Source organism: Pseudoxanthomonas sp. F11, from assembly GCF_037046485.1.
In the GTDB taxonomy this organism is placed as follows: domain Bacteria; phylum Pseudomonadota; class Gammaproteobacteria; order Xanthomonadales; family Xanthomonadaceae; genus Pseudoxanthomonas_A.
On sequence record NZ_JBANLZ010000002.1, the window covers coordinates 972,489 to 988,241 of the forward strand.

11 protein-coding genes and 1 tRNA gene are annotated in these 15,753 nt (G+C 68.2%); 7 read left to right on the forward strand and 5 right to left on the reverse strand.

Going from position 1 to position 15,753, the window contains the following annotated elements:
• Window positions 1-202 precede the first annotated feature (202 nt).
• Together asnB and V8246_RS10380 are read left to right on the forward strand one after the other, a co-directional pair.
• Window positions 203-1,900: an asparagine synthase B gene (asnB, locus tag V8246_RS10375; RefSeq protein WP_336189022.1), complete on the forward strand. Its 1,698-nt coding sequence runs from the start codon at window positions 203-205 to the stop codon at window positions 1,898-1,900.
• Window positions 1,901-1,910: 10 nt separating this feature from the next.
• A complete protein-coding gene (locus V8246_RS10380) occupies window positions 1,911-2,132 on the forward strand; it encodes a nuclear transport factor 2 family protein (RefSeq protein WP_336189023.1) in 222 nt (73 codons plus the stop codon).
• A gap of 125 nt (window positions 2,133-2,257) precedes the next feature.
• Here V8246_RS10380 and V8246_RS10385 read toward each other — a convergent pair whose 3' ends face one another.
• On the reverse strand, window positions 2,258-4,657 hold the full coding sequence (locus V8246_RS10385) for a penicillin acylase family protein (protein ID WP_336189024.1): 2,400 nt from the start codon (window positions 4,655-4,657) through the stop codon (window positions 2,258-2,260).
• 156 nt (window positions 4,658-4,813) lie between these two features.
• On the opposite strand from V8246_RS10385, the gene bfr reads away from it, so the two are divergent.
• Window positions 4,814-5,299: a bacterioferritin gene (bfr, locus tag V8246_RS10390; protein WP_336189025.1), complete on the forward strand. Its 486-nt coding sequence runs from the start codon at window positions 4,814-4,816 to the stop codon at window positions 5,297-5,299.
• Between the two features lie 135 nt (window positions 5,300-5,434).
• Here the strand turns inward: bfr and V8246_RS10395 are convergent, their stop codons facing one another.
• From V8246_RS10395 to V8246_RS10410, 4 genes are all read right to left on the reverse strand, one after another.
• The gene (locus V8246_RS10395) at window positions 5,435-6,097 is read right to left on the reverse strand and encodes a thiopurine S-methyltransferase (protein ID WP_336189026.1); all 663 of its coding nucleotides are present in this window, start codon (window positions 6,095-6,097) and stop codon (window positions 5,435-5,437) included.
• Window positions 6,098-6,187: 90 nt separating this feature from the next.
• Complete coding sequence (gene parC / locus V8246_RS10400) at window positions 6,188-8,431, reverse strand: DNA topoisomerase IV subunit A (protein ID WP_336189028.1); 2,244 nt, start codon at window positions 8,429-8,431, stop codon at window positions 6,188-6,190.
• A 56-nt stretch (window positions 8,432-8,487) separates the two neighbouring features.
• Window positions 8,488-10,308, reverse strand: a complete 1,821-nt coding sequence (locus V8246_RS10405; protein ID WP_336189029.1) for an SLC13 family permease — start codon at window positions 10,306-10,308, stop codon at window positions 8,488-8,490.
• 130 nt (window positions 10,309-10,438) lie between these two features.
• A tRNA-Leu gene (locus V8246_RS10410) sits at window positions 10,439-10,523 on the reverse strand.
• A gap of 93 nt (window positions 10,524-10,616) precedes the next feature.
• On the opposite strand from V8246_RS10410, the gene rnr reads away from it, so the two are divergent.
• From rnr to V8246_RS10430, 4 genes are all read left to right on the forward strand, one after another.
• Complete coding sequence (gene rnr, locus V8246_RS10415; protein ID WP_336189030.1) at window positions 10,617-13,082, forward strand: ribonuclease R; 2,466 nt, start codon at window positions 10,617-10,619, stop codon at window positions 13,080-13,082.
• A 189-nt stretch (window positions 13,083-13,271) separates the two neighbouring features.
• Window positions 13,272-13,745: a GFA family protein gene (locus V8246_RS10420; RefSeq protein ID WP_336189031.1), complete on the forward strand. Its 474-nt coding sequence runs from the start codon at window positions 13,272-13,274 to the stop codon at window positions 13,743-13,745.
• A 51-nt stretch (window positions 13,746-13,796) separates the two neighbouring features.
• Window positions 13,797-14,540: a 23S rRNA (guanosine(2251)-2'-O)-methyltransferase RlmB gene (rlmB, locus tag V8246_RS10425; protein WP_185896673.1), complete on the forward strand. Its 744-nt coding sequence runs from the start codon at window positions 13,797-13,799 to the stop codon at window positions 14,538-14,540.
• Window positions 14,541-14,550: 10 nt separating this feature from the next.
• Window positions 14,551-15,741 carry a P1 family peptidase gene (locus tag V8246_RS10430; RefSeq protein ID WP_336189032.1) on the forward strand — a complete coding sequence of 397 codons (1,191 nt, stop codon included), beginning with the start codon at window positions 14,551-14,553 and terminating at the stop codon, window positions 15,739-15,741.
• Window positions 15,742-15,753: the final 12 nt, after the last annotated feature.

Consider the following 15,753-nt stretch of genomic DNA (forward strand, 5'->3'; position numbering starts at 1 on the left):
GACCGGTTACGGTCGCCCCATGCCTTGCCGCACCGCCATCAATACCAACCGCAACAACCTGCGCCCGAACAACGGGACGCGGGCGATGCGGCTCTGCGACTAGGCAAAGAAAGACCTGCCGGATACCAGAAACCCGCATCGCGAGATGCGGGTTTCTTCGTTTCCGGCTCCCGTCACCGACCCCACTCAGGAGCTTTCCCCCATGTGTTCCATCTTCGGCATCTTCGGGCTGCAGCCCGGCGACGACATTGCGGCCCTGCGACGGCAGGCGCTGGAGCTGTCCCAGAAGCAGCGCCACCGCGGGCCCGACTGGAGCGGCGTGTACCACGATGAGGGCGCCATCCTCGTGCACGAGCGGCTGGCCATCGTCGACCCGGCCGGCGGTTCGCAACCCCTGCGCTCGGCCGACGGCGAACTGGTCCTGGCCGTCAATGGCGAAATCTACAACCATCGCGAACTGAAGGCGGAACTGGTGCAGGACTATGCCTTCCAGACCGGTTCGGACTGCGAAGTCATCAACGCGCTGTATCGCGAAGATACGCCGGAGTCGTTCCTCAACCGCCTCAACGGCATCTTCGCCTTTGCGCTGTGGGACAAGGCCGCCGGCCGCGCGCTGATCGCACGCGATCCGATCGGCGTCTGCCCCCTGTACTGGGGGCACGACCGCGAGGGTCGTCTGTGCGTGGCCTCCGAGATGAAGGCGCTGGCGCCGATCTGCGCCGACGTGGCGCAGTTCCCGCCGGGTCATTACTACGACACGACGACGCGGGAACTGGTGAAGTACTACCGGAAGCCCTGGCGCGACTACGCGGCCGTCGAAGGCGTGCAGGTATCGAAGGACGAACTGCGAGAGGCCTTCGAGCGCGCCGTGCACCGGCAGTTGATGACCGACGTGCCCTACGGCGTGCTGCTGTCCGGTGGACTGGATTCGTCGCTGGTCGCGGCGGTCGCCGCACGCTACGCGCGCCATCGCATCGAGGACAACGACGCGACGGAAGCCTGGTGGCCGCGGCTGCACTCCTTCGCCATCGGCCTGGAGGGCTCGCCCGACCTGGCCGCCGCCGAAGTCGCGGCGAAGGCGCTGGGCACCGTGCACCATGGCTTCACCTACACCTTCCAGGAGGGCCTGGATGCGATTCCCGAGGTGATCCGTCATATCGAGACCTACGACGTCACCACCATCCGCGCGTCCACGCCGATGTATCTGCTGGCGCGGCGGATCAAGGCCATGGGCGTGAAGATGGTGCTGTCCGGCGAGGGCAGCGACGAGATCTTCGGCGGCTACCTGTACTTCCACAAGGCGCCGAACGCGCGTGAATTCCACGAGGAACTGGTGCGCAAGCTGGACGCGCTGCACAACTACGACTGCCTGCGGGCCAACAAATCGATGATGGCGTGGGGCGTGGAGCCGCGCGTGCCTTTCCTGGACGTCGAATTCCTCGACGTCGCGATGAGGATGGACGCCGCGCATAAGATGATCGACAAGACAAACGATGGCGCACGGCGCATGGAGAAGGGCGTGCTTCGCGAGGCCTTCGACGGCTACCTGCCGGCGTCGATCCTGTGGCGGCAGAAGGAGCAGTTCAGCGATGGCGTGGGCTATGGCTGGATCGACGGTCTGAAGGCGCATGCCGAGGCGCAGGTCAGCGACCGCGAACTGGCGGCGGCCGACAAGCGCTTCCCGGTCAATCCGCCGCAGACCAAGGAAGCCTACTTCTACCGCACGCTGTTCGAACAGCACTACCCGGGCCAGGCCTGCGCCGAGACGGTGCCGGGCGGCAAGTCGATCGCGTGTTCGTCGCCGGCCGCCATCGCCTGGGACGCCAGCTTCGCGACGATGGCCGATCCGTCGGGCCGCGCTGTCGCAGGCGTGCATGCGTCCGCATTGCAGGCAGGCTGACGATGTCCCTTTGGACGTCGTGCGCAAATGGGCACGTCGTTTCAAAGCCGCGGACGTCGACGGCCTGTCGGCGCTTTACGAGGACGATACCGCCCATCACCCGGTGTTGACCGATCCGCTGCACGGCCTCGAGTCGACCGCGACCCTGTTCCGCACCGGATTCGCGCGCGCAACGATGGTGTGCGAGGCGGAACCGATCCTCGAGGATGGTGGATGGGCCGTCCCGGAGTAGCGCGATCCGCCTGGACTGCGGGGCTGCGGCTTCTTCCAGGTGCGCGATGGCCGCATCGTGTTCCAGCGGGGCTATTTCGACCCGCTCAGCTTCTTCCGCCAGCAGGGGCTGGCGATGACGGATCGTTATCTGGGTCGAGTGTTGGCGGGTCGCAGCGTCAGTGTGTGGGTCGCTTCGCCGGGCAGGAAGGGCGTCGGTCGGCCGTGCACCCAGTCGTCATGGCCCGCCCCCCAGAACGGCGACATCGGGTGGCCGCTCTGGCCGCCCGGCATGTGGATGATGCCGTCGGCCTCGCGTCCGGGCGACACCACCATGCGCTCGGACGCACCGAAAGCCGGTCCCTGTACGCGGGGCATGGCGCCGTCGCCGGCGAGCGCTTCGCCCGGCATGCAGAGCCGGGGCTTCAGGAAGGCGGGCAGGGCGTCGGCAAGCGGGTGGCAGATCCTGGCCGTGTTGCGCTCCCCCCAGCGGCGCTCGGCCAGTGGCCCCTGGTCGGCCAGGTCGTCGCGCACTTCCTTCGCGGCATCTTCCAACAGCGCGTCCCAGTTCTTGTAGCGGCGCGAGAGCAGGTGGGCCGGACGCTGTTCGAGTAGCGGCCAAACCACGCCTTCCAGCTGCGGCAGATCGGGCATGACGAAGTCGTCGCCGAGTGCCGCCTGTGCGGGCGCCGTCAGGCCGTCGGCGATGCGCGCGTGCACGGCGAGGCGCCAGGCGCGCACCAGGCGGTAGCTCACCGAATCGACGCTCGCGGTGCCGTCCCAGGTTTTGCCGGCCTCGGCGAGGGCCTTGATGGCGGAATCCGCCGGCCGCTTCTCCGCTTCATCCTGCAGCAGCGTCCACCAGCGTTCCAGGAACAATGCGCGGTCGTCGAGCTGGATCGCCAGCAGGTCTCTCTCGGTGAAGCGGTCCTTCGCCATCAGTCCATCGCGGATCTGCTTCGCGCGCGCACCCAGCGCATAGCCGCCGTCGCCGACGCGCGCCAGCGCATCGCCTTCGATCACGCGTGCGTTGGCGGTCCACAGGCGGTGGTTCTCCGGCGACGTCAGCACGGGCGAGAGCTGATAGGACAGGTCCCAGGGCGTGCAGGATGCTGCCGTGTCGTCGTCGTGCGGCATGCCGACTGCCCGGTCGAGCGCGTGCGCGCACGCGCCCGCGCGCGACGGCAACGGGCCCAGGATGCGCCACGCGATGCGGCCATTGCGGTCGGCCACGACCAGGTTCTGTGCAGGCGTAGCGGTGCGTTGGGCCACGGCGAGGGCGGCGGACAGGTCGCCGGCCCGTGCCAGGTCCGACAGGCCGAAGTTCAGTGCGCCCGGCAATTGCGCCACCCAGCGCAGCGCCAGTGCGGGACGGTCCCCCTTCGCAGCATGGACGATCGGGCCGTGCCGGGTATCGAATACCTCGAACGGCACGTCTTCGCCACCGGCGACCTTGATCGTCTCGGCATGGCGCGTGACGGGCTCGCAGCCCGCGCTGACGTGGCCTTCGCACGGGACTACCGGATACCAGTCGGCGGTGTCCGCGTAGCTGTTGGTGAAGCCCCAGGCGACGCGTCCGTTGCTGCCCACGACGATCGCAGGCAGGCCGGGCAGGCTGAAGCCGGAGACGTCGACCTTGCCGCCCGGCGCATGCGGGTCGGGATAGCGCAGGCGCACGCGGAACCAGATGCCCGGCGCGCGCAGTCCCAGGTGCATGTCGTCGGCGACGATGGCACGGCCATCGGCCGTCAGTGCGCCGGCGACCGCCCAGTTGTTGCTGCCGGGCGTGCCCTTGTCGGCCAGGCGCCGGTGGGAATCCGTCTTCGGCATCGGCAGCGTGCGCAGGTCCACCCGGCGGGCGTCCGGCAGCGCGGCATTGCCGCGCGGTTCCCCGAACAGGGGCGCATCCCATTCGGTGCCATCGTGCGCAAGCAGGTCGTACAGGCCTTGCGGGACATGCCGGCGGATCTGCCACAGGCCCAGCTCGCGCACGTTCTGCGCATCCTGCAGGTCGAAATACATCGCGTAGCCCGTCAGCGCCGAATCCAGCACGTCCCAGCGACGCGGCTCCTGTCGCAGCAGCAGATAGGGCCAGGGTCTGGCGCGCAGGTCGCCGAGACCAGCGTTGACGCCGTCGGCATAGGCCTGCAGCGGGAGCATGCGGTTGCCCGCGAATGCCTCGAGGTTGGCCGACACGCGCGCGCGGATCCGGTGCACGCGCCGCTCCTTGTCCAGGCCGATGGCGATGGGGCCGAACAGCTCGGCCAGCTCGCCCGCCGAACTGCGGCGCATCAGGTCCATTTCGAAATAGCGTTCCTGCGCATGCACGTAGCCGAGCGCGCGGACGGCATCGGATTCGCTGGCCGCATCGATGGTGACCACGCCCAGAGCGTCGCGCTGCACGCTGACGGGCGCCGACAGTCCCGCCAGGTCCGATGCGCCCTCCAACTGCGCCAGGCTTCCCCGCAGCATCCACCATGCGACCAGAACCGCCAGTACGACCAGGGCCAACAGCAGCAGCGCGATGCGCCGGGTCCACTTCAGCATGGCGGGTCCTGAGGCTAGGGGCGGGCGCGGCGATTATTCCACGGAAGCGATGACGGTCCACGCCGCGGTGCGACGACGAACGCGACTGATTCCGATTCGGCCGCCGGCCGGCGGGATCGGGCATCCTGTGCGCCTTGCTACAGGAGCCGTACCCCCATGAAAGGCCACCCGGACGTCGTTGAATACCTCAAGTTCCTGTTGCGCGGCGAACTGGCCGCGCGCGACCAGTACTTCATCCACTCGAGACGCTACGAGGACATGGGCCTGAAGGCGCTGTTCCACCGCATCGACCACGAAATGCAGGAAGAAACCCAGCACGCCGACGCGCTGCTGCGCCGCATCCTGTTCCTGGAGGGCGACCCGGACATGCGTCCGGACGCCTTCACGGCCGGCAGGACCGTCGAGGAGATGCTGCAGCGCGACCTGGAGGTCGAGTACGCGGTGCGCGCGCACCTGGCCAAGGGCATGGCGCTGTGCGAACAGCACGGCGACTACGTCAGCCGCGAAATCCTGCTGGCGCAGCTCAAGGATACGGAAGAAGACCACGCGCACTGGCTGGAACAGCAATTGGGCCTGATCAAGCGCCTGGGCATCGCGCTGTACCTGACCTCCAAGCTCGACGGCGAACCGGCCGCCACGTAACCGCGGGTCTGGCGCTCGGCATTAGCCTCGTATTTCCTGACCGTTGCGCAAGATGCCGCGCTGGCGGCAGGAGCGCCCCCTAGGCGCGATGCTGTCGACGCCGGTACGCAAGAGCATCGCGGGCATGGCCCGCTCCTACAGGCGTCCGTTCGTCAGGTGGTACACGGCCGTCGCCAGCGCGCTCAGGCCTTCTTCGCGGAAGCGCGGCTCCTGGTCCAGGATGTCGCGCCGTTCCAGCAGCGTCTGCCGCCACGGCGCAGCGAACAGCGATCCGACCTCGGGCTGTTCCACCGAGAATGGCGGACCCGCCTTCTCGGCCTGCGGATACTCCAGCGTGATGAGCAGTCCCTGGCATCCGGCGGGAAGCGATGCATAGACCGTGTCGCGATAGCGCAGGCGCAGGTCCGGCGGCAGTGCGATCAGCGCCGCGCGGTCGTACACCCCGGCCACCTCCGCGAGCAGCGCCGGATCCAGCCCGAATGCATCGCCCAGGATGATTTCCACCGGACCCGCGCTGAAGTGCTCGCCATAGCGGCTGGTGGTCCGCACTGGTTCCAGCCCGGCTTCCTCGAAGAACTGCGTCACCGCCAGCGGCGACAGCTCCACGCCCAACACACGATGGCCCCGCGCCGCTAGCCAGTGCATGTCGAGCGATTTCCCGCACAGCGGCACCAGCACGCGGCTACCCACCGGCAGCTGCAGCGAGGGCCAGTGCTTTTCCAGCAGCGGCATCACGTCGCTGCGATGGAAGCCGATCTGGCCTTCCTGCCAGCGCTGCAACCAGAAGTTCGCATCCATCCCGCGCTTACTCCACTGAACAAGGTGGCAACCCGGTGTAACGTCGAGCTCGCTCGACGCAGGCGCGCCGCAGCGCGCCCATGCGGTGAATCACTGGACGTCCAGTCCGTCGACCTTCTGCCACCCCCGCGGCAACAATCCGCCCCGTGTCGCACGTGCGCCGACATATTCGTCCAGATCCTTGAACGACAGGCTCATCGTGCGCTGGCCGCTTTTCACCAGCAACGTGCTGCCCGGCGTCACCGCCGCGATCGCGACCACGCGCTCGGTACCCAGCTTGGCCTTCGGGATGTCGATCAGCTTGTTGCCCTTGCCCTTGTCCAGTTCCGGCAGTTCGCTCACGGGAAATGCGAGCAGGTGGCCGGCGCTGGTCACCGCGACGATGCGGTCGGTGTCCACGTTCGATACCTGGGCCGGCTGCAGGACGCCCGCGCCCGGGGTCAGGTTGAGCATCGCCTTGCCCGCCTTCTGGCGCCCGGTAAGGTTCTCGAAGCGGGTCACGAAGCCGTAGCCGTGCGAGGACGCCAGCACGAAGCGGCTGTCGTTGTCGCCGCTGGCCAGGGCCTGGAACGACGCGCCCGCCGCCGGCGAGAAGCGGCCGGTCAGCGGTTCGCCATTGCCACGCGCCGAGGGCAGCGTGTGCACGGCGGTGGAGTAGCTGCGGCCTTCCGAATCGAGGAAGGCCACCTGCTGCGTGCTGCGCGAGCGCACCGCCGCCAGCAGGCCGTCGCCGTCGCGGTACGACAGCGTGGCCGCGTCGACGTCGTGGCCCTTGGCGGCGCGGATCCAGCCCTTCTCCGACAGCACCACCGTCATCGGCTCGCTGGCGACCAGTTCGGTTTCGTCCAGGGCCTGGGCGGCATCGCGCTGCACCAGCGGCGACAGACGCGCATCGCCGAACTTCTTCGCGTCGGCGGTCAGCTCGTCCTTGATCAGCTTCTTCAGCTTGGCCTTCGACTCCAGGATACCGGCGATCTTCTCGCGCTCGGCCTGCAGTTCGTCCTGCTCGCCGCGGATCTTCATTTCCTCCAGGCGGGCGAGCTGCTTGAGCTTGGTGTCGAGGATGTAGTCGGCCTGTTCCTCGCTCAGCGCGAAGCGCGCGATCAGCGCCGCCTTCGGCTCGTCCTCGGTACGGATGATGCGGATGACCTCATCCAGGTTGAGGAACGCGACCAGCAAACCTTCCAGCAGGTGCAGGCGGCGATCGACCTTGTCCAGCCGGTGCTTGAGGCGGCGCGTCACCGTGTCGCTGCGGAACGCCAGCCATTCGGTCAGCAGCATCTTCAGGTTCTTGACCTGCGGACGCCCGTCCAGCCCGATGATGTTGAGGTTGACGCGGTAGCTCTTCTCCAGGTCGGTGGTCGCGAACAGGTGGCCCATCAGCTGCTCCGCGTCCACGCGGCTGGAACGCGGGATCAGGACGACGCGCACCGGATTGGCGTGGTCGGATTCGTCGCGGATGTCCTCCAGCCACGGCAGCTTCTTGGCGCGCATCTGCGCGGCGATCTGCTCGATCACCTTGGACGGCGAGACCTGGTAGGGCAAGGCCTCGATGACGATGTTGGCGTTGTCCTTGCGCCACACGGCGCGTGCGCGGACGCTGCCGGTGCCGTTCTCGTACATCGTGCGCAGGTCGGACGCCGCGGTGATGATCTCCGCCTTGGTGGGGTAATCCGGGCCGCGCACGTGCTCGCACAGGTCGGCCACGGTCGCGTCAGGATCGTCGATCAGGCGGATGCAGGCGCTGACGATCTCGTTGAGGTTGTGCGGCGGCACGTCGGTGGCCATGCCGACGGCGATGCCGGTGGTGCCGTTGAGCAGCAGGTGCGGCAGGCGCGCGGGCAGCCAGGTCGGCTCTTCCAGCGTGCCGTCGAAGTTCGGCGTCCAATCCACCGTGCCCTGGCCCAGTTCGCCCAGCAGCACTTCGGCGATGGGGGTGAGCTTGGATTCGGTATAACGCATGGCCGCGAACGACTTCGGGTCGTCCGGCGAGCCGAAGTTGCCCTGGCCTTCGATCAGCGGATAGCGGTACGAGAACGGCTGCGCCATCAGCACCAGCGCCTCGTAGCAGGCGCTGTCGCCGTGCGGGTGGTACTTGCCGATCACGTCGCCGACGGTGCGCGCGGACTTCTTCGGTTTCGCACCGGCGTTCAGGCCCAGCTCGCTCATCGAATAGACGATGCGCCGCTGTACCGGCTTCAACCCGTCGCCGATGAAGGGCAGGGCGCGGTCCAGCACCACGTACATCGAGTAGTCGAGGTAGGCGCGCTCGGCGTACTCGCGCAGCGGGATCTGCTCGAAGCCGTGGAAGGTGGGGCGGATCGTTTCGGTCATTGCGGGCGTACGGTCTGCGGGTCGGAAAACCCGGCCATTCTACCCGCCGCCCCGTCTCAGCCGCCGATACCCGGCAGCAGCGGTCCGCCCAGCCACAGCCAGCGTGCCAGCCAGGCGGTGGTGAAGGCGATGGCCAGGGTGAGGGGGGCGCCCACGCGGAGGAAATCGCCGAAGGTGTAGCGGCCGGGATTGAGGATCAGCAGGTTCCCGTGGTGGCCGATAGGGGTGAGGAACGACGCCACCGCCCCCATCGCCGTGCAGACCACGAACGGCACCGGGTTCAAGCCCAGTCCCGTGGCCAGCGCCAGCGCGATCGGCGCCAGCAGCACCGTGGTGGCGGCATCGGACAGGATCTGGGTCAGCAGCGCGGCCGTACCGAACATCACCAGCAGCAGCACCAGCGGTGACCAGTGCGCGGCGTGGTGCAGCAGCAGGTCGGCCACCAGTGCGGCGGTGCCGGTCTTTTCCATGGCGATGCCCAGCGGGATCACCCCGCCGATCATCACGAAGATGCGCACGTCGATTTCCTGGTAGGCGCGTTCGATGTCCACGCAGCGCGTCAGCACCATCGCCACCGCCCCCGCCAGGAACGCGATGTGCGGCGCCAGCGTCTCGGTGGCCGCGGCGGCCACGGCGGCCGCCATGATCAGCAGCGCCACCGGTGCGCGCCGGCGCGACTTCTCCCGGCCGCTGAACGGCATCAGCATCAGGAAACCGTGGTGGGTCGCCAGCGGTTCCAGGTTCTCTTGCTGGCCCCACAGGACCAGCAGGTCGCCTTCCTGCAGCACGGTTTCGGACAGTTCGCCGTGCAGCCAGCCCTCGCGGCGCCACAGGCCCACCACCACCACGCCGAGATTGCGCAGGAAGTCGATGTCGGCCACGCTGCGGCCGACGAACTCCGAATGGGGCGCCACGACCGCCTGCACCAGCTGTTCGTCGCCCAGCGCTTCGGACTTGGGGCGCTCGCCGGGGGTATCGCCGTACTTGGCCACGGCGTGCAGGGCCAGGCCGGGCTCGTCGCGGATGGAGGCGATCTCGTCTGGCGAGGCGCGCACCAGCAGCACATCGCCGGCGGCCAACGGGCTTTCGGGGTGCTGGTGGCGGCGACGCATGCCGTGGCGCAGCCAGTCGACCACCTGCAGGCGATCCTTGAACGCGTCCGAGAAGTCGCCGCGGGTCTTGCCGACCCAGGGCGACTCCGCTTCCACCAGCAGCTCGGTGTAGTAGCGGTCCAGCTTCAGGTAATCCCCCTGCGGCGTTTCCCCGTCGCGCTTGGGCACCAGCCAGCGCGCCAGCAGCATGTACACCGTGCCCAGCAGCACCAGCGCGATGCCGATGGGGGTGATGGCGAAGATGTCCAGCGCGGGCAGGTCGGCACGCTTGATCAGGTCGTTGGACAACAGGAATGCCGGTGCGCTGAACAGCGTCAGCGTGGTGCCCAGCGATGCGGCCAGCGACATGGGCATCAGCAGGCGCGATGCGGCCAGCTTCTGCTCGCGCGCGATGCGCATCAGGATGGGCAGCATCATCGCCGTGACCATCACGTGGTGCGAGAACGCCGCCAGCGCCGCCGTGGCCGGCATGACCACGGCGATGGTGCGCCACTCGCTGCCGCCTGCGGCCCGGCCGATGCCGGCGCCGATGCGGTCGGTGATGCCGGTGGCCGACAGGCCGGCCGACAGCACGAACACCGCGGCGACGATGATCGCCGGTTCGCTGGCGAAGCCGGCCAGCGCGTCCTTCGGTCCCAGGATCCCGGTCAGGGTGAGCGCCAGCAGGGCCAGCAGCGCCACCAGGTCGATGCGCAGCTTCTCGCTGATGAACAGTCCCAGCGTGACCGCCAGGATGACCAGGAAAAGGATCTGTTGGAACTCCATGCGTGCCCCGGGGGAAAGGTGCCGCCTGACGGCCGGCCATCAGCCTACTTCGGTTGCCGGCATGCGTGTGTGAGGCGTCCGGACGCCGGAAACGAAAAACCCCCGCTTGCGCGAGGGTCTTCGTGATGCGTGGTGCCCAGGAGAGGACTCGAACCTCCACGGTTTTACCCGCTAGTACCTGAAACTAGTGCGTCTACCAATTCCGCCACCTGGGCAGGTAAGCGAGGCGCGCATTTTGCGGACCGGGCGGAGGAATGTCAACGGGTGTTTTCGCATGGCGTTGTTCAGCCGGGGTGTACCATCGACGCATGACCAAGAAAACCACACGTAACGGCGGCAAGAGCGGCGCCGGCAAGGGAAGCACCCCGCGCACGAAGAGTGCCGGGCAGCGATCGGGCAAACCCGCCAAGACCGGGAAGAGCCTCCCCCCCTGGATGCCCGACCTCCCGCCGACCGGCGGTGGGGCGAGGTCCTCGGCGCCGGCCACGCGCCGCGCCGCGCCCACGCGCACGTCGGGGCGTTTCGTCGACCCGCACGCGCAACGCGAGGCGCAACGCTATGACCAGCCCATCGCCAGCCGCGAGGCCATCCTTGGTTTCCTCGAGGCCGCCGAGGGACCGCAGACGGCCGAGGAGATCGCCGGCCCGCTGGGCCTGCAGGCACCCGACCGCTTCGAGGCCCTGTCCAAGCGCCTGGGCGCGATGGTCCGCGACGGACAACTGGTGCAGAACCGGCGCGGCGGTTTCGCGCCGGTGCAGCACACCGCGCTGATCGCCGGCACGGTGATCGCCAATCCGGACGGTTTCGGCTTCCTGCGGCCCGACACCGGCGGCGGCGACGACCTGTTCCTGCCGCCCTATGAAATGCGCAAGGTCATGCATGGCGACCGTGCGTTGGCCAACGTCACCGGCATCGACCGGCGCGGCCGCCGCGAAGGCAGCATCGCGCGCGTGCTGGAACGCGGGGTCACCCGGCTGATCGGCCGTTTCGGCTTCGAGGTCGGCATCGCCTACGTGGCGCCGGACGACAAGCGCATCCAGCGCAACGTGCAGATCCCGCAGGACGCCACCGGCGGCGCGCGCGACGGCCAGCTGGTGGTGGTCGAGCTGACCCAGGCGCCGGATGCGCGTCGTCCGCCCATCGGCAGGGTCATCGCGGTGCTGGGCGACAGCCTGACACCGTCGCTGGTGGTGGAGGCTGCGATCCACGGCCACAACCTGCCGCACGAGTTCCCGCAGGAGGTGCTGGACGAGGCCACCGCGGTGCCGCTGGTGGTCGAGCCGACGATGATCGGCGACCGCGTCGACCTGCGCGACATGCCGTTGGTGACCATCGACGGCGCCGACGCGAAGGACTTCGACGATGCGGTGTATTGCGAGAGCAATCGCCAGGGCCTGCGCATGAAGAACCGCAGCGGCTACCGCCTGGTCGTGGCCATCGCCGATGTCTCGCACTACGTGCGTCCCGGCACGCCGCTGGACGATGAAGCGCAGAAGCGTGCGACGTCGGTGTACTTCCCGGGTTTCGTGGTGCCCATGCTGCCGGAGACCCTGTCCAACGGCATCTGCTCGCTGAATCCGAAAGTGGACCGCATGTGCTTCGTCTGCGACATGCAGGTCAACAGCGAGGGCGAAGTCACCCAGTCGAAGTTCTACGAGGCGGTGATGCGTTCGCACGCACGCCTGACCTACGACCAGGTGTGGAAGGCGGTGGGCGAGGGCGACGCCGAGGCCCGCCAGTCCATCGGCGCGTTGCTGCCGCACGTCGAGCGCCTGCACGAACTGTATGGCCTGCTGGCCAAGGCGCGAGAGAAGCGCGGCGCGATCGAATTCGAGACGTCCGAAGTCCGCTTCGAACTGGACAATCGCGGGGAAGTCACCCAGGCCGGCATGCTGCAGCGGAACGATGCTCACAAGCTGATCGAGGAATGCATGATCGCGGCCAACGTCGAAGCCGCCCGGTTCCTGTTGGGCGCGCGCATTCCCGCGCCGTACCGCGTGCACGACCGGCCGCCGGAATCCAAGTACGCCGACCTGCTCGAGTTCCTCAAGGAATTCAAGTTGAGCCTGCCGCCCTGGGGCAAGGTGCAGCCACGGGATTTCACCCAGTTGCTGAAGAAGATCCGTGAGCGTCCCGACGTGGCCCTGCTGGAATCGGTGGTGCTGCGCAGCCAGAGCCTGGCGGTCTACTCGCCGGACAATGCCGGTCACTTCGGTCTGGCGCTGGAAGCCTATGCGCACTTCACTTCGCCGATCCGGCGATATCCCGACCTGCTCGTGCACCGCGCCATCAAATATGCGCTGACCAGGGGAAAGCCGGAGAAATTCCAGTATTCCGAACACGAGATGGCGGCGCTGTCGCTGCAGTGTTCGGAACGTGCGCGCCGTGCCGACGAAGCCGAACGCGAGGTCGACGAACGCTACCGCGCGGCCTGGATGGAGCAGCATGTCGGCGGACAGTTCGACGGCGTCATCAGCGGCGTCACCAGCTTCGGCCTGTTCGTGGAGCTGGACCAGTCCAAGGTCAACGGGCTGGTCCACGTGACCCAGCTGCCGCACGACTATTACCACTTCGATCCGCTCCGCAAGACGCTGTCCGGCGAGCGTCGCGGCATGTCGTTCCGGCTGGGCGACCGGGTGCGCATCATCGTGCTGAAGGCCAGCCTGGAAGAGCGCAAGATCGACTTCCGCCTGGTCGAGGACAAGCAGGACCAGGGCCTGCCGCCGCCCCCGCCACGTGGCCAGCCGGCCAAGCGGAAGAAGCGGAAGTATTGAGCAAGTACGTCGTCGTCCCAGCGCAAGCTGGGACCCATTTTGATCTTGCTTCTTATCCCGAGATCCAAAGGCAAGAGCAGGATCAAGATGGATCCCGGCGTGCGCCGGGATGACGAACGGGGTTGCAGAGGGACGCAGCTCGATCACGGCCCCACAGCACGGCGTAGCATCTTCCAGGATGATGTCCCCATGTCCAACCAGATCCACACCGGCGGCTGCCAATGTGGCGCCATCCGCTTCCGCATCACCGGCGACCTGAACGACGCTTCCATCTGCCATTGCCGCATGTGCCAGAAAGCCTTCGGTGCGTACTACGCGCCATTGGTGTCCACGCGCGGCGCGGTACTGGAATGGACGCGCGGCGAGCCGAAGCGGTTCCAGTCGTCCAACGTGGTCCGCCGCGGCTTCTGCGCCGACTGCGGCACGCCGTTGACCTACGAGGCACCGGACGGCGTGGCGGTGGCGGCGGGCGCATTCGACGATCCGGTCGGGTTGGCCCCGTGGGTGCAGTACGGCGTGGAAGGCAAGCTGCCCTATGTGGACGACCTGCCGGCGCTGCCGCAGCGGCGTACCGAGGAGGACGAGGCCGCGGCGGCCTTCCTCGCCGGCGTGGTCTCCTTCCAGCATCCGGACCACGACACGCCGGCCTGGCCGCCGCGCTGACCGGGTGGTCGATGCGATAATGCCGGCCTTCCCAACGCGGCCGTACAGCGCATGAGCAAGCAGAACCAGTGGATCGTCGGCGTCAACGCGGTGGCCTCGGCCATCGAGAACGATGCCGACAACGTGCGCGAGGTGCTGGTCGAGGGTGGCAGCAAGAACGCGCGCCTGACCGAGATCGAAGAGAACGCGCGCCGCAAGGGCATCGATGTGCGCCGCGTCACCGGGCAAGCGCTGGACGGCGTGGCCGGCTCGTTGCGCCACCAGGGCGTCGCCGCCCGCTATGCCGCCGCCAAGACCTGGGACGAGGGCGAGCTGCAGGGCCTGGTGGAAGCCGCCGAAGGCAAGGCGCTGCTGCTGGTGCTGGACGGCGTGCAGGACCCGCACAACCTGGGCGCGTGCCTGCGCAGCGCCGCCGGCGCCGGCGTCACCGCGGTGGTCATCCCCAAGGACAAGTCGGTGGGCGTCAACGCCACCGTACGCAAGACCTCGGCCGGTGCGGCCGACCGCATCCCGGTGGTGCAGGTCACCAACCTGTCGCGCTGCCTGCGCGACCTGCAGCAGCTCGGCGTCTGGATCTACGGCCTGGCGGGTGAAGCGGAGGCGTCGCTGTATTCGCTCGACCTGCGCGGCAACGTCGCGCTGGTGCTGGGCGGCGAAGCCGACGGCCTGCGCCGGCTGACGCGCGAGCACTGCGATGGCCTGGTGAAGATTCCCATGCCCGGCGAGATCGAAAGCCTCAACGTGTCGGTCGCCGCCGGCGTCACCCTGTTCGAAGCCGTCCGTCAACGCCAATAAGGGAATCCGCATGCCTGCAGCGCCGCACCGTTCTCCGATCCGGCTGGCGGCGTTGCTGCTGGCCGTCGTTTCCGCCGGCACCTTCGCGCAGGACGCGCCCCGCGCGCGTGCACGCGACCTCGGCGTGGCGCCGGGCATCTTCGCCCCTGGCACGCACAACGCGATCACCGACGTGGCGGGCGTGCGCGTCGGCCAGGTGACCTTGGTGGAAGGCGACACCGTGCGCACCGGCGTCACCGCCATCCTGCCGCATTCCGGCAATCCCTACCGTTCGCGCGTGCCTGCCGCCGTGCATGTCGGCAACGGCTTCGGCAAGTTCATCGGCAGCACCCAGGTGAACGAACTGGGCGAACTGGAAACGCCCATCGTGCTGACCTGCACCTTGTGCGTGTGGAAGGCGGCCGATGCGATGGCGGCCTGGATGCTGGAGCGTCCGGACATGCAGCAGGTACGGTCGCTCAACGTGGTGGTCGGCGAGACCAACGATGGCGGCCTCAACGACATCCGTGCGCGCCCCGTCACCGCCCAGGCGGTGCGGCGCGCGCTGGAGACGGCCAGTGGCGGCCCTGTGCAGGAAGGCAGCGTGGGGGCGGGCACCGGCACCGTGGCGTTCGGCTGGAAAGGCGGTATCGGCACCTCCTCGCGCAGGCTGCCCGCGTCGCTGGGTGGATGGACGGTGGGTGTGCTCGTGCAGGCCAATTTCGGAGGCGTGCTGCAGGTCTCCGGTGCGCCGGTCGGACGCGAACTCGACCGCTACGCCTTCCAGAACGCCGTGGCGGTGAAGGCGGACGGTGCGCGCGGCCGTGCCGATGACCGCGGCGACGGCTCCATCATCATCGTCATCGCCACCGACGCGCCGCTGGGCGACCGCAATCTGCGGCGGCTCGCCTCGCGCGGCATGATGGGACTCGGACGCACCGGCAGCTCGGCGTCCAACGGCAGTGGCGACTATGTGCTCGCGTTCTCCACCGCGGACTCGGTCCGCCGTGCTTTCGACGCCCCGAAGCTGGACACCTCGGAACTGGCCAACGAGCAGATGAGCGCGGTGTTCCAGGCCAGCGTGGAAGCCGTCGAGGAAGCGATCTACAACGCGGTCTTCATGGCGACCACGGTCAGCGGCAACGGCGAGACGGTCGAAGCGATTCCGCTGGACCGCGTGCGCGATATCCTGCGCCGGCACGGTATCGCCCCGGCGAAGTAGTGCGCACGTCGC